The organism is Streptomyces sp. NBC_01622, from assembly GCF_045209635.1.
GTDB lineage: Bacteria > Actinomycetota > Actinomycetes > Streptomycetales > Streptomycetaceae > Streptomyces.
Map to the genome: position 1 here is coordinate 11,036,887 of NZ_CP109293.1, position 25,860 is coordinate 11,062,746.

Consider the following 25,860-nt stretch of genomic DNA (forward strand, 5'->3'; position numbering starts at 1 on the left):
CGCTCACGGAACTGCCTGTGGAGTGGCCTGTTCAAGTGTGTTGCGAATGTTCGGAAGTTTGCGCTCCGGCGCGAGGGGTGTCAAGACATTCGGACCGGATGCGCACCCGCGCGGTTCAGGCGGAGCCACTGAGCCGCAATTGGCCCCGTACGACCAGCTCGTCGGCGGCCAGCGCCTCCGTGCCGGACAGTAGTCGCGCGACCTGTTCGATGGCGAGGGCGCCGAGCCCGCGTGTGTCGAGGGCGACGCTGGTGAGCGGGGGCTCGACCAGCGCGCCGAGCTGCAGGCCGTCGAAGCCGATGACCGCCAGCTCGTGCGGGACGTTCCTGCCCAGTCGGCGGGCTTCCCGCAGGGCGCCGAGCGCGATGATGTCGTTGAACGTGAAGACCGCGGTGACATCGGGGTGGGCGGCGAGCATGGCCCTGAGCGCCGCTCCGCCGCCGTCGGCGGTCTGGTCGGCGCCGACCACCAGGCCGGGGTCGATCCCGTGCGCCGCCGCGGCCGTGGTGAACCACTCGTGCCGGATGCTCGGCTCGGCGCGGGTGTGGTGGTCGAGCATGCCGATCCGGGTGTGCCCCCGCGCGACCAGATGCGCGACCGCGGCGTGCACCCCCTCCGAGCCGTCGATCGTGATCGCGCTGAACCGCGTCCGCTGCTCCCGGCCGATGAGCACCACCGGCATGCCACGGGTGAACTTCTCCAACTCGCTCTCGGGACAGCTGAAGTAGCCGATGACCGCGTCCACTTGGGAACTGATCACCTGGAGCGTGCCGAGTTCCTCCTCCGCCCGGTCCCCGGTGTCGTACACGACGACCTGCCAGCCACGGGCCCGGGCCGCCTCCAGCGCGGCGGCGGCGACCTCGGTGAAGAACGGGTTGAGCAGGTCGGGGATGACCAGCCCGATCGTCATCGTGTCCTGGCGGACCAGACCGCGGGCGAACCGGCTCGGGCGGTACCCGAGCGCCCTTGCGGCGTCGAGCACCCGCTGCTTGGTGTCGACGTCGATCTCGTCCTTGTCGTTGAGCGCCCGTGACACGGTCTGCCGGGACACCCCGGCCGACTTGGCCACGTCGTTGATCGTGATTTTCCGGGGCTCGGCCCCCGCTGTTGATGGCAGCACCATCGCCCACCTCCCGCTTCTCGCGAACGCCGGTGCGCGCGCAAGGCCCGAGTATGCCCGTACCGGGGCGGCCGGACGAAGCGACGGCCACCGGCGGGAGGCGCCGGCGCGGGTGTCGGGGCGCTCCGCGAGCAGCGGGGACGGCCCCACTGCTGGACGGTCGCACCGCTACGGGGACGTCACGCCGACCGGGGGCGCGGGGACGGCCGGCACGCTGGTGGGGTCGTCGAGCAGGGCGTCGCGGCAGGTCTGGAACGCGCCGCGCAGCGTCGCCTCCCTACCGAGGACGCCGAAGGTGATGTCCGGCTGGGTGTCCGGCGCCAGGGCGCGGCGCCCGGCCAGGCGGGCGTCCATGCCGGGCTGCAGCCACTTGGCCCAGGTGGCGAGGTAGCCGCCGAGGATGACCTCGCCGACATCGGTGACACCGCAGACACCGAGGACGGCCGCACCCAGGGCGTGCCCGGCGGCGCCGAGCGCGGCGGTCGCGTCCGGATCGCCCGCGCGCAGCCGGCGGTCCAGCTCGACAAGCGCCGCCTCGCCTCCCTCCGACTCGGCGACGGCGTCCAACCCGGCCGCGTGGATGAGGGGTTCGGGCCCGATGTACATCGCCAGGCAACCCCGCGTGCCGCACCGGCATTCGGGACCGTCGAGGGCGATCGGCAGATGTCCGATCTCGCCCGCCATGCCGTGACTCCCGCTGTGCACCCGCCCGCCCACGAGCAGCCCGCCGCCGACTCCGGTGTCGGCCTTGATGTAGGCGACGGTCTCGGGGTGTCGTACGCCGTCGGCCGCGAGGGCGTGGTACTCGGCCAGGGCCGCCATGTTGGCGTCGTTGACCACGTCGACCGGGCAGTCGAGCCCGGGGAGTTCGGCGACCACCAGGGCGCGCAGGTCGGTGCTGTGCCAGCCGAAGTCGATGGCTGCGGCCACCAGTTGGCCGGGCCCGACGACCGGTCCGGCCATGGCGACGGTGAGTTGGGCGACATGGGCGTCCGGTGACGCGTCCCGGACCGCGGCCTCGGCCGCCCGCGCGACACAGCCGATGACCGCGGCCAGGGCGCGCGGATCGCCGTAGGGCGCGTGGTGCGGCGCCGACTCGCGGTGCAGGACATGGCCCCGGAAGTCGGCCGCTATGACGTGCACGGACTCCAGGGTCACCTGTGCGGCGAGGATGACCACGCGCTCGGGCACCAGCCGCAGCAGCCGCCGGGGCCGGCCCCGGCCGCCGGACGGCACCGAGCCCGCCTCACGGACCAGACCGCGGTCGATGAGTTCCGCGACGAGCGCCGTGACGGAGGCGTGCACCAGCCCGGTCCCGGCGGCGACCTCGGTACGGGCGCAGGGGCCGTGGGCGTCGAGGTAGCGCAGTACCAGGGCCAGATTGCGGCGTCGTACGTCGGCGGAGTCGGCGGGGGCGTTCACACGGACGATTGTGCATCCGGCACGGTGTGATCCGGTCATGGTGGCCAAGATATATTTTTTCGAGTCTTGAAATAAATAAATGGACGAGTCCATACTCCCGACACCGGCAACGAAGCCGGTCCGTCCCCGTGGAGGCGTCCTTGTCCGCTTCGACCTCTTCCGCCCCCGCCACTTCCCGAACGGACGACACCCTGGGCCGCTCCCAGGTCAACGTCCTGATGTGGTCGATGGGCGCGGGATTCGCCGCTCTCTACACCGCCTACGCCGGTCTCGTCGTCGTCCTGCTTCCCACCCAGATCCAGAACCTCGACGCCGCCGCGAAGGAATCGAACCTCGCGCTGGTCACGATGACCTCGTCCATCGTCACGCTCTTCGCCCAGCCGATCATCGGCGCCATCTCCGACCGCACCCGGGGCCGTCTCGGCCGCCGTACCCCCTGGATGCTGTTCGGTGCCGTGGGCGCCGTTCTCACCCTGCTGGCCATCTCCCACGCCACTACCCTGCTCTGGCTCACCCTGCTGTGGGTCGCCGTCCAGGTGCTGCTGAACGTGGTCCAGGCCCCGCTCACCGCCGTCATGGCCGACCGCGTGGCTCCCCGCCGGTTCGGCATCGTCTCCGCCTTCGTCGGCCTCGGCTCCAACCTCGGCGCCACCCTCGGCGTGATCCTCGCCGCCCGCTACGCCGGACGCCTCGGCCTCGGCTACGGCGTCATCGCGGCCGTCGTCCTGGTGACGGTGCTCGCCTTCGTCCTCCTCAACCGGGACCGCACCCGCCCCGAACCCCCGGAGCCCTTCTCCTGGCGGGAGTTCCTCACCGGCTTCTGGGTCTCCCCGCGCCAACACCCCGACTTCGCCTGGGCGTTCGTGGCCCGCATGACCTTCATCCTCGGCTATTGGGGCGTCGCCACCTACCAGCGCTACGCCCTCCAGGACTACGTCGGCCTGGACGGCGACGCCGTGGACAGCGCCCAGCAGCTGATGTCCGTCCTCGCCCTCGTCGGCACCCTCGCCGGTGCCGTCCCGGCCGCGAAGATCTCCGACCGCACCGGCCGCCGCAAGATCTTCGTGATCGGCGCGTCGGTCCTGCTCGCCCTCTCCATGGCCATCCCGCTGCTCAGCCCCACCCTGCCCGCGATGTACGCCTACGCGCTGGTCAGCGGCATGGGATTCGGCACGTACATGTCGCTGGACATGGCCCTCATGACCGAGGTCCTGCCCAAGGGCTCGGCGGCCGGCAAGGACCTCGGCATCCTCAACATCGCCACCAACATCCCCCAGGCCCTGGGCCCGATCATCGCCTCCGTACTCATTACCTCCTTCGCCGCCGGCTCCGACAAACTGCCGGGCTACCGCGTCCTGTTCGTCTTCGCCATGGCCGTCGTACTGATCAGCGCCCTCGCCATCCGGCCGATCAAGAGCGTCAAGTAGCGGGCCAGACACGAGACTTCGGCCAGCGCCCGTAACTGCCCACCTCCACAAGGAAGTTGCTCCGTGCCCCAGTCCGTGATCGCTGCCACGTCCCAGGGACCCGTCCTCGGGACGTGGCAGCACGCCACCGCCCGCTTCCTCGGCATCCCCTACGCCAAGCCCCCGGTCGGCGACCTCCGCTTCGCCGCCCCCGTCCCGCCCGAGCCGTGGACCGAACCACTCGACGCCACCCGGTACGGACCCACCGCGCAACGCCGCCCCTTCATCCTCGACGGCCCCACCACCATCCCCGAACCCTCGATACCGGGCGACGGCGTCCTGAACCTCAACGTCTTCACCCCCGACCCGCACCCGGGCGTGGGCCTGCCGGTCCTCGTCTGGATCCACGGCGGCGGCTACATCGCCGGATCAGCGGCCAGTCCCTGGTACGACGGCTCGGCCTTCGCCCGGGACGGAATCGTCCTCGTGTCGATCGGCTACCGGCTCGGTATCGAGGGCTTCCTGCACCTCGACGACGCCCCCGACAACCGTGGCGTCCTCGACTGGATCGCCGCACTGACCTGGGTACGCGACAACATCGACGCGTTCGGCGGCGACCCCGCGAAGGTCACCGTGGCCGGACAGTCGGCCGGCGGTGGCGCCGCGCAGACCCTGATGGCCACGCCCGCCGCACACGGACTCTTCCGCGCCGCGATCTCCCAGTCCGGCGCGGTCAGGTCCCCCCAGCACCGACGCGACGCACTCGCCGACTCCGCCCGCCTGACCGAACGCACCGGCGTCCCCGCGCTCGCGTCCGCGCTCCGCGACCTGACCGTTGACGAACTGCTCGCGCTCCAGGACGCCTTGGCGACTCCCGAGGCCGGGCTGACGCACGCGCCCTTTGCGGACGGGGAGCTGATCCCGATCCCGGTGGCGGAGGCTTTCGCCGACGGCAGCGCGGCTTCCGTCCCGCTGGTGCTCGGCTTCACCCAGCGGGAGTTCAATCCGCCGGTCGGGACTACTCCGGCTTCGGCACCGGCGGAGGCCGTACAAGCCGTGCTGGTTGCACACGGGTTGGCCTCCGAGGCCGCGACTGCCTACGCCGCCCTCCACACCGACGACGACCCGGCGCAACGCGTGGGCCAGGCCCTGACCGACGCGATTTTCCGGGGCCCTTCACTCGCCCTCGCCGAGGCCCGCGCACACCAGGAACTCCCCACCTGGCTCTACCACTTCACCTATGGAAGCGCCGCTCACTGTGTGGAGATCCCCTTCGCGTTCGACCTCCTCGACGCCGAGCGCGTCACGGCCGCGACGGGCCCGCATCCGCCCCAGTCCCTCGCCGACGCGATGCACGGCGCCTGGGTCGCCTTCGTCCGGGACCTCGACCCGGGCCCCGAGTGGCCCCGCTACACCAACAAGCGCCGCACCACGATGACTTGGGACACCACCCCGCACACACTGGACGACCCGCTGGGCGCGGAGCGCCGTATCTGGACGGGATCGCCGACCACTCCTTGAACCGGCTGGACCTCTGCTGCCGGGCCGGGTCGGTATGCCCTTCGACCTGTCCTGCCCGGCAGTGGAGGTCCGGTGCGCAGGTGCAGGTCGCCCTTATGCTGCGGCAGGGCGACGGGAGGCACGTATGTACAAGCCCGGCATGAGGGCGCCGGCCAGAGGGATGCTGGGCGTGCTCGTTACTGTGACTTTGGTGGCGGCGTGCGCGCATCAGAACTCGGCGCCGGTGAAAGAGCCTTCTGGGAGCTCCGGGAGCGCCTCAGCCTCACCGGAATCCACGGTCTACGCCTCCAAACTGCAGAAGAGCGACCTCCCTTGGAGCGGCAGTCCAAGCCCGTACAACGCCGAGGTGAAACTCGGTGACGGCCGCCGGGTGGCCCTGCACTACCGCCAGGGCAAAGGGCTGGTGGAGCAGCACTACAGCCCCCGGGCGAAGGCCTGGACCGAACCCACGGTCATCTACCGCACCACGACCGACGCATGCCAGGGCATCCACCTGCGCACCAAGAACGGAACCGTCGCGGCGATCGCCGACTTCGGCCCCTACTGCTACGACGGCGAGCCCCCGACCGAGTCCATCGCGGCCGTCGCCACCGTCGACCTGACCGACTGGAGCGTCAACGTCACGAAGAACTTCGACGGTTGGGAACGGGCCTCCGTCTCCGACGACGGGCAACGGGTCGTCTTCGGAAGGGACACCACGCTGCGATGGAGTCGGGCCGACGGGTTCGAGCCTCAGTGAGACGACTGCGCAATCTCAACAGTGGCAAGTGCCCCCTGCCGTCCCGAAGCCCAGCATGTCGCCGCGGCTGACGCCCGAGGAGGGCTGACGCGGGATCGCAGGTTCGAGCTCTGGCAACCCGCGTGAGACTGGTGGCATGGCTGAAGGCCGGCACGGTTCTCCATGCTGGACGGGCTGGTGTCGCCAACTGCCGTATACCTAGGATGTATTGTCTGCCGGGCCAGTCTTGGCGCGGCTCGGAGCTGGGGGAATGATGCAGCCTGAAAAGCAGGTGTCGACGAAGATCGATGCCGAGGTTCCGACGGCCGCGCGTATGTACGACTATTACCTGGGCGGCAGGGACAACTACGCGTCTGACCGGGCGGCCTGCGAGGAGCTGGACAAGGTCGTACCCAGCACGCGTGCCTTGGCGGTGAACAACCGGCGCTTCCTGCAGCGGGTGGTCGCGACGCTGGCCACCGACTACGGCATCAGGCAGTTCCTGGACCATGGCTCAGGTCTGCCCACCCAGGACAATGTGCACCAGGTCGCGCAGCGGATCGACCCGTCCAGCCGCGTCGTCTATGTCGACAGCGACCCGATGGTCCTGGTGCACGGCCGGGCCCTGTTGGACCAGAACGAGCGTACGGCCGTCATCCAGGCCGACCTGCGGGACACCGACGGGATCTTCTCCCACCCCGACACTCAGCGCCTGATCGACTTCTCGCAGCCGGTGGCTCTGCTGTTCAACTCGGTCTTCCACTGCATCCCGGACAGTGACACCGATGGCCCGCCGGCCGTGGTGCGCCGTGTCGCCGAACAACTGGTCCCCGGCAGCTGCATGGTGATGTGCCAGCTGGTCAGCGAGGATCCCGAGGTCCGTGACTTCGTGACCAACTTCATGGATCAGGCGACACAGGGGCGCTGGGGCCGCGTACGCCAGGAGAAGGACGTCGCGGCGTGGTTCGAGGGCCTGGACGTCCTCGATCCGGGGCTGGTGGAGGTGTCCACCTGGCGGCCGGACAGCCAGGTGACTCCCCGTCAGGCAACCCAGGAGTGGATCGAGTTCGGCGGCGTGGGCCGCATCCGCTAGTGCTCTGGCCACATAGGTTCGCCGGGGCGGGTGCCGTGGCGGTTGCGCTGCCGATAAGCAATGCGGTGAAGTGCGACTTCTGCTTATCGGGTGGATTTGGTCAGCCCCTGAACCGTGTCGATCACGCTGCCCACCACCTCGGTCACCGGCTTGGACGCGTCGATGATCGTCGCGCCACGGCCTTCGTGGATTGCTCGCATCCGAGGGTTCCACTTCAGGGCCGCTGCGAGCTCTTCGGGATGTTGCCCGAATGCGTTCGTGGTGCGGGTCGCGAGCCGGTGGCGGAGGGTGTCCTCGTCGATCACCAGGCACACGATGAGATCGAAAAGATCGCGGACGTCTGCCTCGTTCTCCGCCGACCCGCACAAGAACGCGATTCGGGAACGAGACTCCTCGGCGAGGGTCTCAACGCGCTCACGGACGATCGCCCACCCGTATCGGTCGAGCCAGCCCCCAGGAACCGGATACGGAGGATCCACCACAACCTCGCCCGTGGCACGGTCGATCCAGCGACTGAACCCGTCCTCGTCGGCGTCGAGCGCAACGTAGCCACGCGCTCGCAACACCCCGCAGACCGTGGACTTACCAGTCCCTGAATTGCCCGTCACCCACACCAATGTCACGCCGCCAGCGTAGACATGACCACCGCGGGACAGCGCTGTGACCGCGCAGGTTCGCCGGGTTGCGGTCAAGCCGCGGCTTTGAGAGGGCGTCCGCCCCAGCGGATGCCGGCGCCTTTGTGCGCGGACAGGTTGTCCGGAATCACGTAGATGGGTGCGCCGTCGGGATGGGCGGCGCGGATCGACTTCAACGCGGCCAGAGCGTGTTCACGGCTCCCTTCTTGCGCCGGTTCACGCCCCACAGGCGGTCGTCGCCCACCGAGTAGCAGCCGTGGCAGTACCGGGCTCCATGGGTGCGGTGGTAGGCGGCCGGCACCCGGTCGGTGCGCTTCCTTTCGGGGTCCGGGGACTCCCTCCATGTCCTGGTGCGCTGGAAGGTGACGCCGCGGCGGGCGAGCAGGCACCATAACGCCTCACGGCCGATGCGGATCACCCGCCCGTGCACTTTGCGCAGGCAGGCGACGAGTTTGCGCTGTGACCAGCGGGTGAAAGGCTGGCCGAGACCGGTCGGACGGGTGGTGGCCGTGGATGGCGAAGTCCTCGTTGCCAGGGCTGAGTTGGCGGGGACGGCCTCCCGCCCACCGAGGGTCCGGACAGGTCAGGCCGACCTCGTTGAAGCGGTGGATCATATTGCGCACGGTGTCCTCGTCGGCCTGGACCAACTGGGCGATCACGGGCACCCGGTTCCCGCCGGCCGAGACCAGCCGCATCATCGCCCGCCGGTAGCGCACCGAGCTGGTGCTGCCCCGGCGCACGATCTGCCGCAGCTTCCGCCCCTCCTGGCCGGTCAGTCCGCGCACACGGACAGGCTCGGCCACCGCGCCTCCAAGCGGTCAGGTCGGACGTCACTACACATCCAACCGCCATGACCACCAACCCCGGCGAACCCTCGCGGTCAGGGCACTGGAGAGGGCCGCACCCTCGGATCGGTGCGCTTGCCGGGTTACGGAGCGGGGTAGCGCTGTTCCATGGTGTCGCGCAGCCGCACCAGGGACTCGCGCGGGTTGAGTGCCTCGTCGCCCAGCCGGTCCAGGGCCAGCCGGTACTCCTCGGTCTCGTCGCGGTCTTCCAGGAAGGCGGCGCTCTTGATGTGCTCCAGGTACACGACGTCCGGAAGGTCGAGGCCGCCGAAGCGCAGGTAGGTGACGGGGATGGCGGGCGCGGAGGCGTTCGTCACGTCCAGGGGCACGATCTGCACGGTCACCTGGGGGAGTTGCGCCATGTCGATGAGGTGCTGGAGCTGCTCGCGCATCACCTCGCGACCGCCCAGGACGCGCAGCAGGACGGACTCGTCGATGATCGCCCACAGTTGCGGGGCATCCGCGCGCTCCAGCAGTTCCCGGCGGCGCGTGCGCAGCTCGATGCGGCGCTGTACCTCGCGGGTCGGCGCCGTGGGCAGACCGCGTTCCACGACCGCCCGGGTGTAGGCCGCGGTCTGCAACAGGCCCGGAACGTACTGGATTTCGAAGGTACGAATGGTCGTGGCCGCTTCCTGCAGGCCGACCAGCCGATCGAACCACTCGGGCATCAGACGCTTGTCGTAGCGCTGCCACCATCCCGGCTCACCGGCGCGCCGCAGCAGTTGCAGGAGTACCTGCGCCTCGTGCTCGTCGGTCTTGTACAGCTCCAGCAGCGCGCGGACGTCGGCCTCCGCGGGCGGTCGCCGGCCCTTGCCCGACTCGATACGCGACAGCTTCGGCGCACTGAAGCCCACTGAACGCGCCGCCTGGTCCTGGGAGAGACCGAAGTCTTCGCGGATTCCCGCCAACTGGACACCGACCAGCATCTTCAGCAAGGTCGGAGCGGGCTCGGTCCGGTTCAGATACGTTTCGAGATGCGAGATACGAGGCGACTCGGCGGACATCCTGACTCCCCGTAGACCGGCAGACGACAGACCGCAGTATCGCACCTCGACCTCTCCCACTGCAGGCGTCCAGCCAAGTGGGGACGACCGGTTCCGCTTCACAGCAGGTGGTCGAACTCGCCCTCCTTCGCGCCGGCCACGAAGGCGGCCATCTCGGCCGGCGTGTAGACGAGCGCCGGGCCGTCGGGGTCGCGGGAGTTGCGCAGCGCGACACCCCCCTCGCGCAGGACGGCCACCTCAACGCAGTTGCCTTCGGCAGTGCTGCGCCGGCTCTTGATCCAGCGGGCGCCCAGTGAGCTCGCCCGCACTCCGTTCGAAACTGATGGCACCGCACTCTCCTTGCTCACGTTCCGCCACGCCTGCGAGCTCATCTACTGGATGGGACCGCAGTGCGTGCCGCGCGCTCCCACATCGTGCGTGTAATTCCCCGTGAAATTGCACGGAAGCGCTCTCGGTTGTGGATAATAGCCCGTGGCGTCAACCGGCGTGTTGGAGCCTACAAGTTGACGTCCCATCAGGGAGATGTCGTGTCGTTACCTGCGCATCAGGCGCCCCGGCTACCCGGCACGGCTGCGCCATCGCCAGACCGGACCACACCGCGCGAAACCCTCAGACACGCAGCCCTCCCCGGCGCCCGTCGCCCTGGAGGTCTCACCCGCCAACAGCCGTCGCCCGGCACATCAAGAACCGCCGTACTGCGCCTCACCTGCACCACGCAGGGATGCGTCCGGGCCCGCGACTTCACCCGTCGCACGCTCGGCAACTGGGCGCTGGACCACTGCAGCGCCGACGCCCTCGCCGTCGTCGCCGAACTGGCCGCCAACGCAGTCGTCCATGCCACAGCGCACACCCCGGACGGCGAAGCCGAGGCATGGTTGAAACTGACCCAGCGACCGAACCACCTGATGTGCGCCGTCACCGACGCAAGCGACAGCGCACCCGTCTACCCGCACACAAGCGATCCCCTGGCTGAGCACGGCCGCGGCCTGCGCATCATCGACGCTCTGTCCGAACACTGGGGCTGGACCTGGCGCTACGGAATGGGCAAGACCGTTCCCGTGGGCAAGACTGTCTGGGCCATGCTGCCTACCAGGCCTCGCATCTAGCTTGAACGTCAGTTGTACGCCAAGGGTTGGGTCGTCTCCGCGGGTGCGGGGAGCGAAGGACGTCCTGCATCACGAGGCAGTCCTCCAGCGCGGGGCGTCGATATCGGGCTCGTCGGGGCTGGCGAAGTGGAAGGGCACGCCGAACCGCTCGGCGAGGGCACGACCGACCGTCTCCGCTTCTTGCGCCTCGGGCCATGGCGGGACCGCGCCGTTGAACAGCCGCAGGTCACTGCCGTGCCGGATGGTGGCGAGCCGGTGCTCGGCAACCGGGGCGTCCGTGAGCGCCATCAGGTGCACGCACCAGCCGTCGGTGTCACCGTCCCACAGCGCCTCGACGGCCACCGTCCGGCCGGGCAACGCCTCGACCTGCTCCGTGAGCGTCGTCAGGTCCAGGGGTGGAGTCGGACGGCGCTCGAACCGCCGGCCCAACTCGCGGTAGCGCTCCGCCACCACATCCAGCGTTTCGTACAGCCCCGGCCTGGCTTCGGCTCGGAACGCCTCACGCACCCGGGCGACTGCCGCGAGCCGGCGGTCCCGCTGGATCAGACCGTCCACGGCGGAACGCTCGGCGGCCGACAGCTCGGCCCATATCGGGGAGTCCATGACCGTATTCAAGCCCTACGTCCACGCGCCCCCAACTCGGGTCGCCGGGACCGAACATGAACGGTGAAGAGCGGCGGTGGTCCCGCCGTGCGCTGTTCCGCCCTCGGCTCAGCCGATAACAGCTGGCCCGCGCCCCGTCCCGTGCCCAAGAATTCTCGGTGTGACAGAGACAGAACTCATCGACGACGAGACACCGGACGGGCTGTTGGGCTGGTGTCTGGTGGCCAACGTCGCGCGAGAGACCGCGCACGGCGAGAGCGGCCTCGACATCCAGCGCGGCACTCGGCACTTCCCCTTAGGGGCCCTGCTGTGGATCCCTCCCGTCTCCTGGGACCACGGCCACGGCCGCTGGCCCGCCGTGGGCCGGCACCGAGGGAACGGCCGCAGGTACGTCAACATGGTCGTACGCTCGCAGGACTTGGAGAACTTCCGCGTCAAAGGTGTCTACAGCGAGGGCCTCGTCCGCGGCCTCAACGGCTACCGGCACGACCCGGCCGCCCCGCGGACCCTGCAGAACCCGTGGTCCCGTGAGCGGGCCCAGTACTGGGCGGACAGTTGTAACCAACCCCGGGAGACCGTCCGTATCGACGGTTGCTCCCACCCGAGGATCACCGTCCCCAACCCGCCGCCGGCCGAGCTGGTGGTCGGCGGTGAGATCCTCCACCTCGCTCACTACGGCACCAGGGGACCCCACTACAGCCGCACACCTCCTCCCGCGGAATGGACTCCCGAGCCCTGAGCGCCCCACCGCCACCAGCCACCCGACCCGACACCCTCCCTCAACTGCCCATCCGCAGAAAGGGCTTGCCGCCGTCACCCCGAGGCTGGCACGATCGCCTCCTCCATCACTCCGGGCAACGGAGGGTGGCCGTCGAGGAGGTCCGGTGTCCAAGCGGTGGCTGTTTCTGTCGGCGGCCGCGGTACTCATCGTCGTCTCGCTGGCCCTGGTGCTGCTGCCCGGTGACAAGAACGACGAGGAAGTGAAGACCGAGGCGGGACACGCCGCCACCGCATCCGCGGCGAACTCCCCCTCCGCGACCGGCACTTCGGCCGCCTCCGCCTCTCCATCCGCGCACGCGACCGGCGCGTCCGAGAAACCGTCCGCGACACAGCCGGCCCGCCCGACCGCCACCCCGTCGGCCACGAAGGCCCGCCAACAGGCCGCCGGCACCGCCTCGTTGGCGGGACGCATCCGGCCCGGTGTCACCTACCGAGGAGTGGCCACCTTCTACGACGCGGACGGCGGCGGTGCCTGTCTGTACGACCCGGGCGACGACGTCCTGACCGGCGCGATGAACACCACCGACTACGAGTCGTCCAAGGCATGCGGGGCGTATGTGCTCGTCCACGCGGCCGGTGGTGCCACCGTCACCGTCCGGATCACCAACGAGTGCCCGGGAGACTGCGCACCCGGACAGATCGACCTCAGCGCGCAGGCTTTCGCCAAGCTCGCCAGCCCTTCGGCCGGCCGGATCCCGATCACCTGGAACCTGGTGAGCCCCAGCACCTCCGACACGATCTCGATCCGCTACAAGACCGGGTCCAGCCGCTACTGGTGCGGTATCCAGGCGATCGGCCACCGCAATCCGCTGGCCCGCCTGGAGGTCCTCGCGGGCGGCACCTGGCGTCAACTACCGCGCGCCAGTTACAACTACTTCCTCTCCGAGAGCGGCAGCGGCTGCGGCGGCGCGATCAGGCTCACCGACATCTACGGTGAGCAACTCACCGTTCCCGCACTCGCGGTGCGCCCCGACGTCGTACAACCCACGCGGCTTCAGTTCGCCAAGCACTGACCCGTCAGAACGCGGGCGTGGGAGCGCTGCCGCTGTGGGCGGCCATGGCCTGCCGTAGCCTCGCCGCGTCCGAACTGCCGGTCGCTGCCGTCAAGATGACGATCTTCAGTTCCGAGTCGCCGTCCGTCAGGACATCGCAGTCCACGTCCACGGGTCCGACCACGGGATGCCGAACCGTCTTGCGGTCCTCGCGGTGTGCGGCCACCGTGCCGCTCGCCCACAGCCGGGCGAACGTCGCGTTGCCCGCGGTGAGTTGACGGATCAGGTCGGCCAGGCGTGGGTCGTGCGGGTAGCGGCCGGTGGCGCGGCGCAGGTCGGACACGACGGCCAGGTCCGAGTTGTCGCCGTCGGGCACCAACACCGGCCAGGAGGCGATGCGTACGTCGTCGCCGGAGCCGATCGGGAAGCGCTCACGGGCGAAGTTGCGGAGTTCGGGAGGCTTGGCCGACGGGTCGCCGAGCAGCGCGGCCCACCCGGGGTTCCACCAGATCAGCTGCCAGTCGGCCGCGAACACGGCTACCGCGACCTCGCCGAGCCGGTTCAGCACACGGTGCACGCCCGGCGGGAGGTGGTCGGGAATCGGCTCATGGTTCGGCGGGACCAGCCCGGACATGCGGTAGAGGTGCTCCCGCTCGGCGCTGCTCAACCGCAGGGCACGCGCGAGGGAGGCCACGACCTGTGCCGAAGGCGCCGTGGACCGCCCCTGCTCCAGGCGCACCACATAGTCGACCGACATACCGGCGCGCTCGGCGAGTTCCTCGCGGCGCAGGCCGGTCGCCCGCCGGGACCGGCCGGACGGCAGCCCCACCTCCGACGGCGACAACCGCTCCCGCCAAGCGCGGATCGTCGCGCCCAGCCCGAGGCCCTCGTTCACTGCCATGCCCTCCATCCTGCCCCAACTCCCTGTCCTGGTAATACCGGTCCTACGGTCGTGGCGTCCCTGGCACAGCACGGGCGCGGCGCGGACGATCGACGCATGACCACCACGTTCATCACCGGAGCCAACAAGGGCCTCGGCCACGAGACCGCCCGACGTCTCCTCGCCCTCGGCCACACCGTGATCGTCGGGGCCCGCGACGAGGAGCGGGGTGCCGCTGCCGCCGCCGAGTTGGGCGCGCGGTTCGTCCGTATCGATGTCACCGACGACGCCTCCGTCGCCGCCGCGGCGGCCGATGTAGCCGTACACGAAGGCGTACTCGACGTCCTGATCAACAACGCCGGAGTGCACGGCCCGCACGGGGATCCCGCAGAGCTGACGGGTGCCGACGCGCTCGCCGTCTTCGACGTCAACGTCTTCGGCGCGGTCCGCACGACCACCGCCTTCCTCCCGCTGCTGCGCCGCTCGGCCGACCCGGTCGTCATCAACGTCAGCAGCGGCATGGGGTCCCTTGCCATCACGCACGACCCGTCGCGGATCGAGTCCTCCGTCGTCGCGCCGCTCTACACCGCCTCCAAGGCGGCCCTCACCATGCTGACCACTCAATACGCCAAGGCCCTCAAGGACGTTCGGGTCAACGCCGCCGACCCCGGTTACACGGCGACCGACCTCAACGGTCACAGCGGCCCCCAGACCGTCACCGAGGGGACCGACGCGATCGTCCGGCTCGCCACCGAGGGGCCGGGCGCGGGCTCCGGCCGCTTCATCGACCGCGAAGGCCCGCTCGACGTGTCGTGACCCGGACTTGACCGGCCCTGAATCCGACTTCCGCAACACTGCCGACACGGCCCGGTTTCCTTAGGTGCTACCAGCGGTAACAACAGAGGTGGCGCGGCACGCGCCACGCGTCGCGCACACCTCCCGCACCTCCCGTACTCATTCGGAAGGCACCTCATGGAGAACCTGACGTCCCCCACGGCGATCAGCAGACGAAGAGCCCTGACGGTGGCCGGCGGCGTCGCCGCCGGCGCTGCCCTCGCGGCGCACGCGGTACCGGCGTTCGCGGCCGGCACCTCGGACGCCGACGCCATCGTCGTCGGCCACGGCCTGGCCGGACTGGTCGCGACGGCCGAACTGGTCGCCGCCGGAAAGAAAGTGCTGCTGCTGGACCAGGAGCCCGAGTCCAACCTCGGCGGACAGGCGTTCTGGTCCTTCGGCGGACTGTTCCTGATCGACTCGGACGAGCAGCGGCTCATGGGCATCAAGGACTCCCAGGAGCTGGCCTGGCAGGACTGGCTGGGCACGGCCGGCTTCGACCGCGGCATCAATGACCCGACCGGCCAGGACTACTGGGCCCACAAGTGGGCCGAAGCGTATGTGGACTTCGCCGCCAACGAGAAGCGGTCCTGGCTCTACGGCCTCGGCATCCGCTGGTTCCCGATCGTCGGCTGGGCGGAGCGCGGCGGCGGCCTCGCCGACGGACACGGCAACTCGGTGCCCCGCTTCCACGTCACCTGGGGCACAGGACCGGCCGTGGTCGAGCCGTTCGAGAAGCAGGTGCGGGCCGGCGTCGCCAGCGGCAAGGTGACGTTCAAGTTCCGGCACCGCGTCGACGAGATCGTACGCACCAACGGAGTCGTGACCGGCGTACGCGGCGCGATCCTCGAACCCAGCACCGCCCAGCGCGGCAAGGCCACCTCCCGCACCGTGGTGGGCGACTTCGAACTCAAGGCCCCGGTCGTCATCGTCACTTCGGGCGGCATAGGCGCCAACCACGATCTCGTGCGGCAGAACTGGCCGGCCCGGCTCGGCACCCCGCCCAAGAACATGATCACCGGCGTGCCCGCCTACGTGGACGGCCGGATGCTGGGGATCACCGCGGCGGCGGGCGGCCGTATCGTCAACCCCGACCGGATGTGGCACTACACCGAGGGCCTCAAGAACTACGACCCGATCTGGCCCAACCACGGCATCCGCATCCTCCCGGGCCCGTCCTCGATGTGGTTCGACGCCAAGGGCAAGCGGTTCTCCGCCCCCGACATGCCGGGCTACGACACCCTTCACTCCCTGGGCTCGATCACCGCCAGCGGCTACGACTACTCCTGGTTCGTCACCACGAGCAAGATCATCGCGAAGGAGTTCGCGCTCTCCGGGTCCGAACAGAACCCGGACCTCACCAACAAGGACATCCTGATGCTGCTCTCGCGCATCTGGCAGACGCCGGAGCCGATCGAGAAGTTCAGGAAGAACGGCGTCGACTTCGTCACTGCCTCCAGCCTCTCCGAACTGGTCCTCGGCATGAACAAGCTGACCGGCGACGGCCTGATCCAACTGGCCGATCTCCAGCGGCAGATCGAGGCCAGGGACCGGGAGATCGACAACCCGTACTCGAAGGACGCCCAGGTGATGGGCATACGCAACGCCCTTTCCTACACCGGCGATTCACTCAGCCGCACCGCCGCGATCCACAGGATCCTGGACCCGGCCGCCGGACCGCTGATCGCAGTCCGCCTCAACATCCTCACCCGCAAGACCCTCGGCGGCCTGCAGACCGACCTCTCGGGCCGTGTCCTGGACGCCGGCGGTACACCAATTCCCGGTCTGTACGCGGCCGGTGAGGTGTCCGGCTTCGGCGGCGGGGGAGTGCACGGCTACCGCTCGATGGAGGGCACCTTCCTCGGCGGCTGCCTGTTCTCCGGCCGCCAGGCGGGCCGCGCGGCGGCGGCAGCGATCTGAGTGGTACGGCCGCTCGCCACCGGTCGGCAACTCGGCTTCGGCTGCCCCGAGTTGCCGACAGGTCAGCCGAGGTGGAGCGGCAACACCAGCGCGAGGGTGCCCAGTTGTGCTCTCTCCGCGTCCGTCGGCGTACGCCGCCCGGTGCCGACGAGCAGCGCGTCCCGGTCGGAGAACGACGCGGGGAACGCGGCTCCGGCGATCCTCTCCAGCAACTCGCGTGCCCCGGCGAGTGCTTCGGCGGGCGGCCTCGCCACGTCGGGGAGGTGTGCGACCAGGTCGAGGTGGTGCAGCGTCCACTCCAGGATGTACGCGGAGAGATAGTCGCCCGCGGTGAGCACCTGGTCCTGCGTGCTCACCCGCAGACCGGGGTCGGCCCGCCCGGCGGCGCGGCCGGCGGCGGAACCGACGTCGTCCAGATGGAACTTGAGCAGCCCAGGCTCCTCGTAGGCGGCGGCCAGCCGGACGATCAGCGCGTCCAGCGGGTCGTCACCCGTGGGCGGCGTCCGGCTGACCGCCCAGTAGGTCACCGCGTCGCGGGTCACTTCCGTGTCGGCGGGTGTCACGAGGGTGATCAGCACGTCCTGGGCGTCGATGACCAGATGGCAGACCAGGTCCCGCACCAGCCACCCGGCACACCCCGAAGTCCGCGCGAAATCAGCGTCCTTGAGGTCGGCGACCGCCGTGAGCAGAGCTGCCCAGGAGCGTGAGAAGAGATCCACCTCGGCAAGCTACGGTGCCCAGGCGGACCGTGTCACGTGATCCGGCGGTGGATGTCCGCCAGCAGGTTGCGCATCGCCATCCGGAAGATCTCCTCCTGGTGACCGTCGAGGAACGTGGTGTGCCCGAACACCTCCAGCGCGACCAGGCCGTGCAGATGTCCCCACGCGCTCATCAGGAGGGCGGTCGCGGGCGACGGCAGATGTCCCTGGCCGTAGTGCGGAAGCTCTTCCAGATAGGCCCGCAGCGACGGCGAGAGGTCGGGGGTGTCGGCCGCGGCGAGCTGCTCCGGGGTGAACTCCTCGAACAGTTCGCGCTCGAAGATCATGCTCATCCGCCGCGTCGCCTGGGTGGTCGGACCGTCGGCCGGTGCCGCGTAGTCCCGCAGCGGTGTGCCGTAGAGGAGTTGGAAGTGCTCGGGGTGGGCGATGCCCCACCGCCGGTAGCCCTCGGCCGCCCGCACCAGGCGGGGCAGGTCCATGTCGTCCGCCGGGGTCTGGACGGCGGTCTGCACGGCGTCGGCCAGGTCGTCGTAGGCCTTGGTGACGAGCACCGTGATGAGGGCGTCCCGGCTCGGGAAGTAGTGGTAGAGCGCCTGCACGGTCATGCCGAGGCTGCGGGCGACCGCACGCAGGGACAGGGCTGCCGGGCCGTGCTCGGTGAGGTGGCGCTCGGCGGCGTCCACGATCTCCTGGGTGGCCGCGGCCCTGCGCCGCTGGCGCAGGGAGGGGAGGGCGGTCGTGGCTTCGTCGACGGACATACGGCGACCGTACGACGACAACTCGCACCGGGGAACGAGAAGTTGCAAAGTGTGAGGAAAATCTAACACTGCCAAATCTTCTTGCTCCTCACTAGCGTCGTGCGCGGCGACGAAGAATGCCTCATTGGTCAACTCCGGCTGTTTCGCGCCTTTTCCGACGTATGGACAGCAAAGGAGAACGGGCGTGTTTGAACGCATAGCCGAACTGGTGATCCGCCGGTCGCGGCTGGTACTCGTCGTCGCCGTCGTGGCCGTCGCCCTCATGGGGGTCCTGGGCGCCGGCGCGTTCGGCAAGTTGCTGGGAGGCGGCTACGACGACCCGTCCTCCGCGTCCTCCCAGGCCGCGAAGGTCATCGACCGGAAGTTCGGCGGGGAGACGAACCTGGTCCTGCTGGTCAGTGCCACCGAAGGCCGCGTGGACGGGACACCGGCCGAGCAGAGCGGCCGGGCCCTGGTGGCCGCACTCAAGAAGGAGCGGCACCTCGAGAACGTGATCTCGTTCTGGGACACGTCCAGCCCCGACCTCCGCTCCAAGGACGGCCGCGAAGCCGTGGTGCTCGCCCATGTGAAGGGCAACGACACCGAGCGGGACGAGAACGCAAAGAGCGTCATCGACGCCTACGCCGGACCGTACGAGGACTCCCTCACGGTCCGGGCCGGCGGCGGTGCCGCCGTGACCAGCGAGATGGGCAGCCAGTCGGCCAAGGACCTCGTCCTGGCCGAGTCCATCGCCGTACCCCTCACCCTCGTACTGCTCCTGCTCGTGTTCGGCAGCGCGGTCGCCGCCCTGCTGCCGCTGGCGATCGGGACCATCGCCATCGCGGGCACGTTCGCGGAGCTGTTCCTCCTCGGCAGCGTCACCGACGTCTCCGTCTTCGCGGTCAACCTGACCACGGCCCTGGGCCTCGGCCTCGGCATCGACTACGCGCTGCTGATGGTCAGCCGGTTCCGGGAACAGCTCGCGACCGGGGCGAGCGTGGACGACGCCGTACGGCGGACCGTGAGCACCGCGGGCCGTACCGTCGCGTTCTCCGACGCGACCGTCGCGGCGGCGCTCGCGGCACTGCTGGTGTTCCCGCAGTACTTCCTGCGCTCCTTCGGCTACGCCGGGGTCGGTGTCGTCGTCATCGCGGCCGTCAGCACCCTGTTCGTCATGCCGGCCCTGTTCGTCGTCCTCGGCCATCGCGTCAACGGCGGACGGCTGCCGTGGGCGAACCATGGCCGCTCCGACACCCGGGCGCCCCTGTGGGGACGGCTGGCCCGCACCGTCATGCGGCGGCCCGCGCTCACCGCGCTGCCCGTCCTCGCGGTCCTGCTGCTCGCGGCGAGCCCGCTGCTGGGCATCACCTTCGGCACCCCGGACGAACGCGTGCTGCCCGAGGACGCCGCGAGCCGCCAGGTCTCCGCCGTACTGCGGGAGAAGTTCAACGGAAGCGACGACGCGGCCCTCCATGTCGTCATCGACTCACCCGTGAGCAAGAGTTCGCTGGGGCTGTACGCGAGTCAGCTGTCCGGGCTCAAGGGTGTGGTCCGGGTCGAGACCAGCACGGGTACCTACGCCGAGGGACAGCCGACCGCGACCGACCCCGGCAACACCTCTCTCGGCCGCCCCGACGCGCAGCAGATCAGCGTGGTCAGCACCCTGACACCGAAGTCCGAGGCGGCCCAGAGCCTGGTCCGTGAGGTGCGGGCGGTCGCCGTGCCCGCCGGAACGCGGCCCCTGGTGGGCGGAGTCGACGCCGTACTGGTCGACTCCAAGCACTCCGTCGGCAGCCGGCTCCCGCTCGCCGTGGCCCTGGTCGCCCTCACCACCTTCCTCCTGCTCTTCCTCTTCACCGGCAGCGTCGTACAGCCGCTGCGCGCACTGCTCCTCAACATGATCAGCCTGGGCGCCACCCTCGGCGTCATGACCTGGATCTTCCAGGACGGCCATCTCTCCTCCCTGCTCGGCTTCACGGCACAGCCGATGGACGTCTCCATGACCGTGCTGATGTTCTGCATCGCCTTCGGCCTCTCCATGGACTACGAGGTCTTCGTCACCAGCCGGATCAAGGAACTCCACGACCAGGGCGCGGACAACGAGTCCGCCGTGACCAACGGACTCGGACACACCGGTCGCATCGTCACCGCTGCGGCCTGTCTGCTCGCGGTGAGCTTCTTCGCCTTCGGGACGGCCGAGCTCAGCTTCATGCAGCTGTTCGGCCTGGGCAGCGGACTGGCCATCCTCATCGACGCCGTCGCCGTACGCGGTGTCCTCGTCCCCGCCGCGATGCGGCTGCTCGGCCGTTCGGCCTGGTACGCGCCCGGCTTCCTGCGCCGGTTCCACGCACGGTTCGGCCTCAGCGAAGGCAGCACCGCCCCGGCAGCCGCACCGGATCCGATCGTGAGGGGCGCATCCGAAGTGCATTAGAGCTAAGATGATTAGAGCTAATGCACTTCGGCCGGAAGGAGCCCGCCCGTGGACCTGCGGCAGCTGTTCGACGACCTGGTGCGTTTCGAGACGGACCTGTGGAACGGGATCGACGCCCGGCTCCGCCAGGACTGCGGTGTGACCCTGGGCAGCCTGAACGTGCTGCTCGTCGTCGAACGCGCGGGCTCCTGCCGGGTCAACGACATCGCCGCCGCCCTCTCCATCACGGTCGGCGGCGCGAGCCAGGCCGTCGACCGGCTGGAGAAACTGGGCCACTGCGCCCGACGGCCGCACCGCACCGACCGCCGCTCCTCGATCGTCGAACTGACCGCGGCCGGGCGGGACTTGGTGAACGACGCCGGTCCCGTCTTCGACCGGGAACTCGCGACCTGGCTCGCCCGTCCGCTCCCGGACACGGCGCTCGGCCACCTCGCGAGCACGCTCGCCGTACTCCGCGCCGCCAACCCCCACGCCCCGGACGGGCCAACACCCCTGACAAAGGACACCAGATGAGCCCCGCGCAAGCACGAGCAGTCCGCTTCGACCAGTACGGCGACCGCGACGTCCTGCACGTCACCGACGTGCCGATGCCCAGCCCCGCCGCGGGAGAACTCCTCGTCGAGGTCCGGGCGGCCGGCATCAACCCCGGTGAGGCGGCCATCCGTTCGGGCGCGATGCGCGAGCGGTTCCCCGCGACCTTCCCGTCCGGCCAGGGCAGCGACCTCGCGGGCGTCGTCACCGCGCTCGGCGAAGGCGTCACCGACTTCGGCCTCGGTGACGAGGTTCTCGGCTTCTCCTGGCAGCGCTCCAGCCACGCCACCCACGTCGCCGTACCGGTGACGCAACTGATCCCCAAGCCGGACGCCCTGAGCTGGGAAGTGGCCGGCTCCCTCTACGTCGTCGGCTGCACCGCGTGGGCCGCCGTGGACGCGGTGGCCCCCAAGCCCGGCGAGACCGTCGCCGTCTCGGCCGCCGCCGGCGGAGTGGGCACCGTCACGGTCCAACTCCTCGCCGTACACGGCGCGCACGTCCTCGGCATCGCCTCACCCGCCAACGCCGACTGGCTCACCGACCACGGCGCGACCCCGGTTCCGTACGGCGACGGACTCGCCGAGGCCCTCACCGCGGCGGCACCCGACGGGATCGACGCGTTCATCGACCTGTTCGGGCCCGATTACGTCCAGCTCGCCGTCGATCTCGGCATCCCCCGGGACCGGATCGAGACGATCATCTCGTTCCAGAAGGCGCAGGAACTCGGCACCAAGAGCGCGGGCAGTGAAGGCGCCTCCACCCGCGAGGTCCTCACCGAAATGGCCGACCACGTCGCCTCCGGCCGTATCGAGATCCCCGTCGCCGCCACCTATCCCCTCGACCGCCTCCGCGACGCGTACGCCGAACTCGAACAGCGCCACACGCGCGGAAAGATCGTCCTCATCCCCTGAACTGCCCCTGGACCGATGTCATTTGCTGTCACGGAGGGCCGACGTGGTCTTCCCGGTGCGTTCGCGCAGCAGCACGCGCAGGGTGTTGGGGTGCTCGTAGCCGACCTTCCTGGAGATGGTCTCCAGGGACAGGCCGGTGGTGCGCAGCAGATGGGAGGCGCGTTCGATCCGCAGGTCCTGGACGAACCGGATCGGTGACGTCCCGACGGTGCGCCGTACGGCACGCTGCAGCGTCCGCTCGCTGACGCCGATGGCCCTGGCCGCCTCGGGGATGCCGATGGGCTCGGCCAGATGCTCACGGGTCCAGAGTTCGAAGGCCGTGACGGTGGGGTCGCTCTGGGCCAGGGCACTGGGAATCGTGTATGCGGCCTGCGAGGGGCGTTCGTCGACCACGAGATAGCGGGCGACCAGGTCGGCGAGCGCGGGGCTGGCCGCCCTGACGATCGCCAGCGCGAGATCGACGTGACCGAAAGCCGCGCCGGCGGTGATGACGCCCTCGCAACTGATGACCATCCGGTTGTGATCCAGCTCGACCTTGGGGTATCTGTCCCGGAACGCGGGCGACAGCCACCAGGTCGTCGTGGCTCGAAGCCCGTCCAGCACTCCCGCCTCGGCCAGCAGGAAGGTACCCGCGCACGCCGATGCGATGGTCGTCCCCCGCGCGCGGGTACGAGCGACCAGTTCGCGGACGGGCCGGGACGCCTCGCCGCCCACATGGTCGAGCAGCGCCCAGGGATCGCTCTCCCCGAGCGCCGGTACGACCAGGAGGTCCGCCGTGTCAGCCAGTTCAAGTGGCTCGGGCGCCACGAGGAGTCCCGCCCTGGTCCGCACCTTCGGGCCGGGGCCGACCAGGGTGACGTCCCAGGTGGGCGACGACTCGTGGAGCTGTCCGCCCAGCGCGTTGGCGTTGCTCAGCACGTCCAGGACGGCCGCGAGCCCCGAGTCGAACACCCCGTCGTAGACGACGACCGCTACCTTCATGGCGGGAACGCTATCAACCGTGTCGTTTCCGCCGCTGATGTGATCACCGATCACCGCCATAGGTTCGTGCTGTGCCGGAAGTCCGGCGCTCCGGACATACACAAGGAGTGGTCACATGAAGGTCGGTCTGCTGGTACGCATCGAGGCCGAGCCGGAGCACGCCGACGAGGTGGAGGCCCTGCTCCGCGGTGCCCAGGAGCTTGCCGAACGGGAGCAGGGCACGGTGACGTGGTTCGCGTTCCGCGAGAACGCCACCACCTTCGGGGTGTTCGACACCTTCGAGGACGAGCAGGGACGGCAGGCGCACCTGACCGGCCGGATCGCCGCCGCACTGGGGGAGATCGCGGAGACGAAGCTCAGCGCGCCGCCGGTGATCGCCCCGGTCGACCTGCTGGGAGCGAAGGTCTCCTGAGGCGGACGCCTCAGCGGCGCAGTCCCAGTGCGTCCCGCCCCGCATAGCGCGCCTGGCTGCCCAAGTCCTCCTCGATACGGATGAGTTGGTTGTACTTGGCGGTGCGGTCGGCGCGGGACAGCGAGCCGGTCTTGATCTGGCCGCAGCCGGTGGCGACGGCGAGATCGGCGATCGTGGTGTCCTCGGTCTCGCCGGAGCGGTGGGACATCACGACGGTGTAGCCGGCCCGGTGGGCGGTGGCGACGGTCGCCAGGGTCTCGGTGAGGGTCCCGATCTGGTTGACCTTCACCAGGATCGAGTTGGCGATCCCGTCCCGGATACCCGCGCTGAGCAGCGTCTCGTTGGTGCAGAAGACGTCGTCGCCGGTGAGCTGGCAGCGCTCGCCGAGCCGCGCGGTCAGGTCGCGCCAGCCGTCGTGGTCGTCCTCGGCCATCGGGTCCTCGATCGAGGCGATCGGGTAGCGGTCGACCAGCTCGGCCAGGTAGTCGGCGTGTTCGGCGGGGGTACGGCGGACGCCCTCGCCCGTGTAGTCGTAGACACCGTCGCGGAAGAACTCCGACGTCGCCGGGTCCATGACGAGGGTGATGTCGGTGCCGGGCTTGTAGCCGGTGCGTTCGATGGCGTGCAGGACGAAGTCGAGGGCTTCGTCGGCGGTGCGCAGGTCGGGGGCGAAGCCGCCCTCGTCGCCGACGTTGGCGCTGTGGCCGGCGGCGATCAGGTCGCGGCGCAGGGTGTGGAAGACCTCGGAGCCCATCCGGACGGCCTGGGCGAAGGTGGCCGCGCCGATGGGGGCGATCATGAACTCCTGGAAGTCCAGCGGGTTGTCGGCGTGGGCGCCGCCGTTGACGATGTTCATCATCGGCACCGGCAGAAGGCGGGCGTCGACGCCGCCGATGTAACGGTACAGCGGGAGCCGGTGGGCGGCCGCGGCGGCCTTGGCGGTGGCCAGGGAGACACCGAGCAGGGCGTTGGCGCCGAGGTGCGACTTGGTGTCGGTCCCGTCGAGTTCGATCATCGTGTGGTCGACGGTGGCCTGGTCCTCGGCGTCGAGTCCGGTCACGGCGTCCGCGATGCTCTCGTTGACGGCGTCGACGGCCCGCCGAACTCCCTTGCCGTGGTACCGGGTCGGGTCGCCGTCGCGCAGTTCGACCGCTTCCCTGGCTCCGGTGGAGGCGCCCGAGGGTACGGCGGCGCGGCCGAGCGATCCGTCCTTGAGCTCCACGTCCACCTCGACGGTGGGATTGCCCCGGCTGTCGATGATCTCCCGTGCGACGACCCGGCTGATGGCGGTCACGGTGCAACTCCTCACGCATGGCCCGCGTCCCGGACGTCGGCGGGCAGTAAGTTCCGTCAGGAAACAAAGTGAGTCCTGAAAGAGAACCTACTATGGGCGCATGAGGATGCACAACGCCGACGAGACCTGCGGCATCGCCCAGGCCGCCGTGGTCCTGGGGGACTGGTGGAACGTTCTGGTGCTGCGGGAGATCGCCCGCGGCCATGTCCGTTTCGACGCCCTGGCCGCCGGGATCGGCCTGTCCCGCAACGTCCTGACCGAACGCCTGGGCCGCCTCGTCGCGAGCGGGGTGCTGCACCGCTGCCTCTACCAACGGCGGCCGGTGCGCTACGAGTACGTACTCACCGATGCCGGGCTCGCGCTGCTGCCCCTGCTCGTGGCCATGCAGGACTGGGGCGACCGTTGGATGCTGGGCGACGGCAGCCTCACCGCGACCACGGCCGAGGACAGCGCCGAACACGCCCGCGTGCACGCCCTGCCCGGTACCCGCCTGCCCGACGACCTTCGACTCCCCGGCATCAAGGACACGAACCTGCCCGTCGTCTCACCGGAAGCCACTGCGACCGTACTGTTCACCTACCCGGGCACAGGCATCGAGTGGGGCGAGCCACCGATCCCCGGTGCCGAGGGCTGCACGCTGGAGAACCGGCTCTTCCGCGACGCCTGGCCCGAATTCCGCCGGGCGGGCGTGGATGTGCGCGGAACCAGCACCCAACTCCCGCACGAGCAAGCGGAGTTCGCGCGCGTTGAGGAGATCCCGTTTCCGCTGCTCTCCGACGCCGCCCAGCAACTCGCTGCGGTCTTGCGGCTGCCGACGTTCCGCGGCGCCGGCCGGCTGCGGCACAAACGCCTGATCCTGATCATCGACGCCGAACGGACCGTACGGCACACGCTGTTCCCGATCACCGACATCCCGCACGCCGTCAACGAGAGTCTGCGCCTGGCCGCGGCTTGCGCCAGGTGAC

The 25,860-nt window shown here is 69.8% G+C and carries 25 protein-coding genes and 1 pseudogene; 14 read left to right on the plus strand and 12 right to left on the minus strand.

All coding sequences use genetic code 11. The features are described 5' to 3' along the window. Nucleotides 1-115: 115 nt before the first annotated feature. Nucleotides 116-1,123, minus strand: coding sequence for a LacI family DNA-binding transcriptional regulator (locus tag OH768_RS50975; protein ID WP_406464234.1), 1,008 nt, complete (start codon nt 1,121-1,123; stop codon nt 116-118). Nucleotides 1,124-1,288: 165 nt separating this feature from the next. Beyond that, on the minus strand, nt 1,289-2,542 hold the full coding sequence (locus tag OH768_RS50980) for an ROK family protein (RefSeq protein WP_406464236.1): 1,254 nt from the start codon (nt 2,540-2,542) through the stop codon (nt 1,289-1,291). A gap of 140 nt (nt 2,543-2,682) precedes the next feature. Here OH768_RS50980 and OH768_RS50985 point away from each other — a divergent pair, with 140 nt between their 5' ends. From OH768_RS50985 to OH768_RS51000, 4 genes are all read left to right on the plus strand, one after another. Continuing rightward, entirely contained in the window at nt 2,683-3,969 is a 1,287-nt protein-coding gene (locus tag OH768_RS50985) for an MFS transporter (RefSeq protein ID WP_406464238.1), read from the plus strand. Between the two features lie 63 nt (nt 3,970-4,032). Next, nucleotides 4,033-5,469 carry a carboxylesterase/lipase family protein gene (locus OH768_RS50990; RefSeq protein WP_406464240.1) on the plus strand — a complete coding sequence of 479 codons (1,437 nt, stop codon included), beginning with the start codon at nt 4,033-4,035 and terminating at the stop codon, nt 5,467-5,469. A 346-nt stretch (nt 5,470-5,815) separates the two neighbouring features. Continuing rightward, nucleotides 5,816-6,208, plus strand: a complete 393-nt coding sequence (locus OH768_RS50995) for a hypothetical protein (protein WP_406464242.1) — start codon at nt 5,816-5,818, stop codon at nt 6,206-6,208. A 253-nt stretch (nt 6,209-6,461) separates the two neighbouring features. Next, nucleotides 6,462-7,280, plus strand: a complete 819-nt coding sequence (locus OH768_RS51000; protein ID WP_406465776.1) for an SAM-dependent methyltransferase — start codon at nt 6,462-6,464, stop codon at nt 7,278-7,280. Between the two features lie 83 nt (nt 7,281-7,363). On the opposite strand, the gene OH768_RS51005 is transcribed toward OH768_RS51000, so the two are convergent. The 4 genes and pseudogenes from OH768_RS51005 to OH768_RS51020 all read right to left on the minus strand — a co-directional run bounded on the left by OH768_RS51005 (nt 7,364) and on the right by OH768_RS51020 (nt 10,093). Beyond that, on the minus strand, nt 7,364-7,903 hold the full coding sequence (locus OH768_RS51005) for an AAA family ATPase (protein ID WP_406464243.1): 540 nt from the start codon (nt 7,901-7,903) through the stop codon (nt 7,364-7,366). A 98-nt stretch (nt 7,904-8,001) separates the two neighbouring features. After that, nucleotides 8,002-8,718, minus strand: a pseudogene (locus tag OH768_RS51010) (helix-turn-helix domain-containing protein); the annotation flags it as partial. Between the two features lie 125 nt (nt 8,719-8,843). Continuing rightward, nucleotides 8,844-9,764: a helix-turn-helix domain-containing protein gene (locus tag OH768_RS51015; protein ID WP_406464244.1), complete on the minus strand. Its 921-nt coding sequence runs from the start codon at nt 9,762-9,764 to the stop codon at nt 8,844-8,846. Nucleotides 9,765-9,862: 98 nt separating this feature from the next. After that, nucleotides 9,863-10,093, minus strand: a complete 231-nt coding sequence (locus OH768_RS51020) for a DUF397 domain-containing protein (RefSeq protein ID WP_406464245.1) — start codon at nt 10,091-10,093, stop codon at nt 9,863-9,865. A 198-nt stretch (nt 10,094-10,291) separates the two neighbouring features. Between OH768_RS51020 and OH768_RS51025 the strand changes: the two genes are divergently transcribed. Further along, nucleotides 10,292-10,870, plus strand: coding sequence for an ATP-binding protein (locus tag OH768_RS51025; RefSeq protein WP_406464246.1), 579 nt, complete (start codon nt 10,292-10,294; stop codon nt 10,868-10,870). A 69-nt stretch (nt 10,871-10,939) separates the two neighbouring features. Here the strand turns inward: OH768_RS51025 and OH768_RS51030 are convergent, their stop codons facing one another. Then, on the minus strand, nt 10,940-11,473 hold the full coding sequence (locus OH768_RS51030) for a hypothetical protein (RefSeq protein ID WP_406464248.1): 534 nt from the start codon (nt 11,471-11,473) through the stop codon (nt 10,940-10,942). A gap of 160 nt (nt 11,474-11,633) precedes the next feature. Between OH768_RS51030 and OH768_RS51035 the strand changes: the two genes are divergently transcribed. After that, nucleotides 11,634-12,212 carry a hypothetical protein gene (locus OH768_RS51035; protein WP_406464250.1) on the plus strand — a complete coding sequence of 193 codons (579 nt, stop codon included), beginning with the start codon at nt 11,634-11,636 and terminating at the stop codon, nt 12,210-12,212. Between the two features lie 145 nt (nt 12,213-12,357). Beyond that, on the plus strand, nt 12,358-13,266 hold the full coding sequence (locus OH768_RS51040; RefSeq protein WP_406464251.1) for an expansin EXLX1 family cellulose-binding protein: 909 nt from the start codon (nt 12,358-12,360) through the stop codon (nt 13,264-13,266). Between the two features lie 4 nt (nt 13,267-13,270). Here the strand turns inward: OH768_RS51040 and OH768_RS51045 are convergent, their stop codons facing one another. Further along, nucleotides 13,271-14,155 carry a helix-turn-helix transcriptional regulator gene (locus OH768_RS51045; RefSeq protein WP_406464253.1) on the minus strand — a complete coding sequence of 295 codons (885 nt, stop codon included), beginning with the start codon at nt 14,153-14,155 and terminating at the stop codon, nt 13,271-13,273. An 87-nt stretch (nt 14,156-14,242) separates the two neighbouring features. Between OH768_RS51045 and OH768_RS51050 the strand changes: the two genes are divergently transcribed. Together OH768_RS51050 and OH768_RS51055 are read left to right on the plus strand one after the other, a co-directional pair. Then, nucleotides 14,243-14,941, plus strand: coding sequence for an SDR family NAD(P)-dependent oxidoreductase (locus tag OH768_RS51050; protein ID WP_406464254.1), 699 nt, complete (start codon nt 14,243-14,245; stop codon nt 14,939-14,941). 156 nt (nt 14,942-15,097) lie between these two features. Next, the gene (locus OH768_RS51055; protein ID WP_406464255.1) at nt 15,098-16,879 is read left to right on the plus strand and encodes an FAD-binding dehydrogenase; all 1,782 of its coding nucleotides are present in this window, start codon (nt 15,098-15,100) and stop codon (nt 16,877-16,879) included. A 62-nt stretch (nt 16,880-16,941) separates the two neighbouring features. Here OH768_RS51055 and OH768_RS51060 read toward each other — a convergent pair whose 3' ends face one another. Continuing rightward, complete coding sequence (locus OH768_RS51060; RefSeq protein ID WP_406464257.1) at nt 16,942-17,598, minus strand: maleylpyruvate isomerase N-terminal domain-containing protein; 657 nt, start codon at nt 17,596-17,598, stop codon at nt 16,942-16,944. 32 nt (nt 17,599-17,630) lie between these two features. Next, nucleotides 17,631-18,356 carry a TetR/AcrR family transcriptional regulator gene (locus tag OH768_RS51065; RefSeq protein WP_406464258.1) on the minus strand — a complete coding sequence of 242 codons (726 nt, stop codon included), beginning with the start codon at nt 18,354-18,356 and terminating at the stop codon, nt 17,631-17,633. A 184-nt stretch (nt 18,357-18,540) separates the two neighbouring features. On the opposite strand from OH768_RS51065, the gene OH768_RS51070 reads away from it, so the two are divergent. From OH768_RS51070 to OH768_RS51080, 3 genes are read left to right on the plus strand one after another with little or no spacing between them, the layout of a single operon-like run. Then, nucleotides 18,541-20,766: an MMPL family transporter gene (locus OH768_RS51070; protein ID WP_406464260.1), complete on the plus strand. Its 2,226-nt coding sequence runs from the start codon at nt 18,541-18,543 to the stop codon at nt 20,764-20,766. A 48-nt stretch (nt 20,767-20,814) separates the two neighbouring features. Then, entirely contained in the window at nt 20,815-21,279 is a 465-nt protein-coding gene (locus OH768_RS51075; protein ID WP_406464262.1) for a MarR family winged helix-turn-helix transcriptional regulator, read from the plus strand. Next, the gene (locus tag OH768_RS51080) at nt 21,276-22,208 is read left to right on the plus strand and encodes an NADP-dependent oxidoreductase (RefSeq protein ID WP_406464264.1); all 933 of its coding nucleotides are present in this window, start codon (nt 21,276-21,278) and stop codon (nt 22,206-22,208) included. The genes OH768_RS51075 and OH768_RS51080 overlap by 4 nt, the downstream gene beginning before the upstream one ends. Nucleotides 22,209-22,226: 18 nt before the next feature. Here the strand turns inward: OH768_RS51080 and OH768_RS51085 are convergent, their stop codons facing one another. Beyond that, a complete protein-coding gene (locus tag OH768_RS51085; RefSeq protein ID WP_406464266.1) occupies nt 22,227-23,189 on the minus strand; it encodes a GlxA family transcriptional regulator in 963 nt (320 codons plus the stop codon). A gap of 115 nt (nt 23,190-23,304) precedes the next feature. On the opposite strand from OH768_RS51085, the gene OH768_RS51090 reads away from it, so the two are divergent. Then, a complete protein-coding gene (locus OH768_RS51090) occupies nt 23,305-23,601 on the plus strand; it encodes a putative quinol monooxygenase (RefSeq protein ID WP_406464268.1) in 297 nt (98 codons plus the stop codon). Between the two features lie 10 nt (nt 23,602-23,611). Here the strand turns inward: OH768_RS51090 and eno are convergent, their stop codons facing one another. Next, nucleotides 23,612-24,895 carry a phosphopyruvate hydratase gene (eno, locus tag OH768_RS51095; RefSeq protein WP_406464270.1) on the minus strand — a complete coding sequence of 428 codons (1,284 nt, stop codon included), beginning with the start codon at nt 24,893-24,895 and terminating at the stop codon, nt 23,612-23,614. A gap of 100 nt (nt 24,896-24,995) precedes the next feature. Between eno and OH768_RS51100 the strand changes: the two genes are divergently transcribed. After that, nucleotides 24,996-25,859, plus strand: a complete 864-nt coding sequence (locus OH768_RS51100) for a winged helix-turn-helix transcriptional regulator (protein WP_406464272.1) — start codon at nt 24,996-24,998, stop codon at nt 25,857-25,859. Nucleotide 25,860 lies beyond the last annotated feature (1 nt).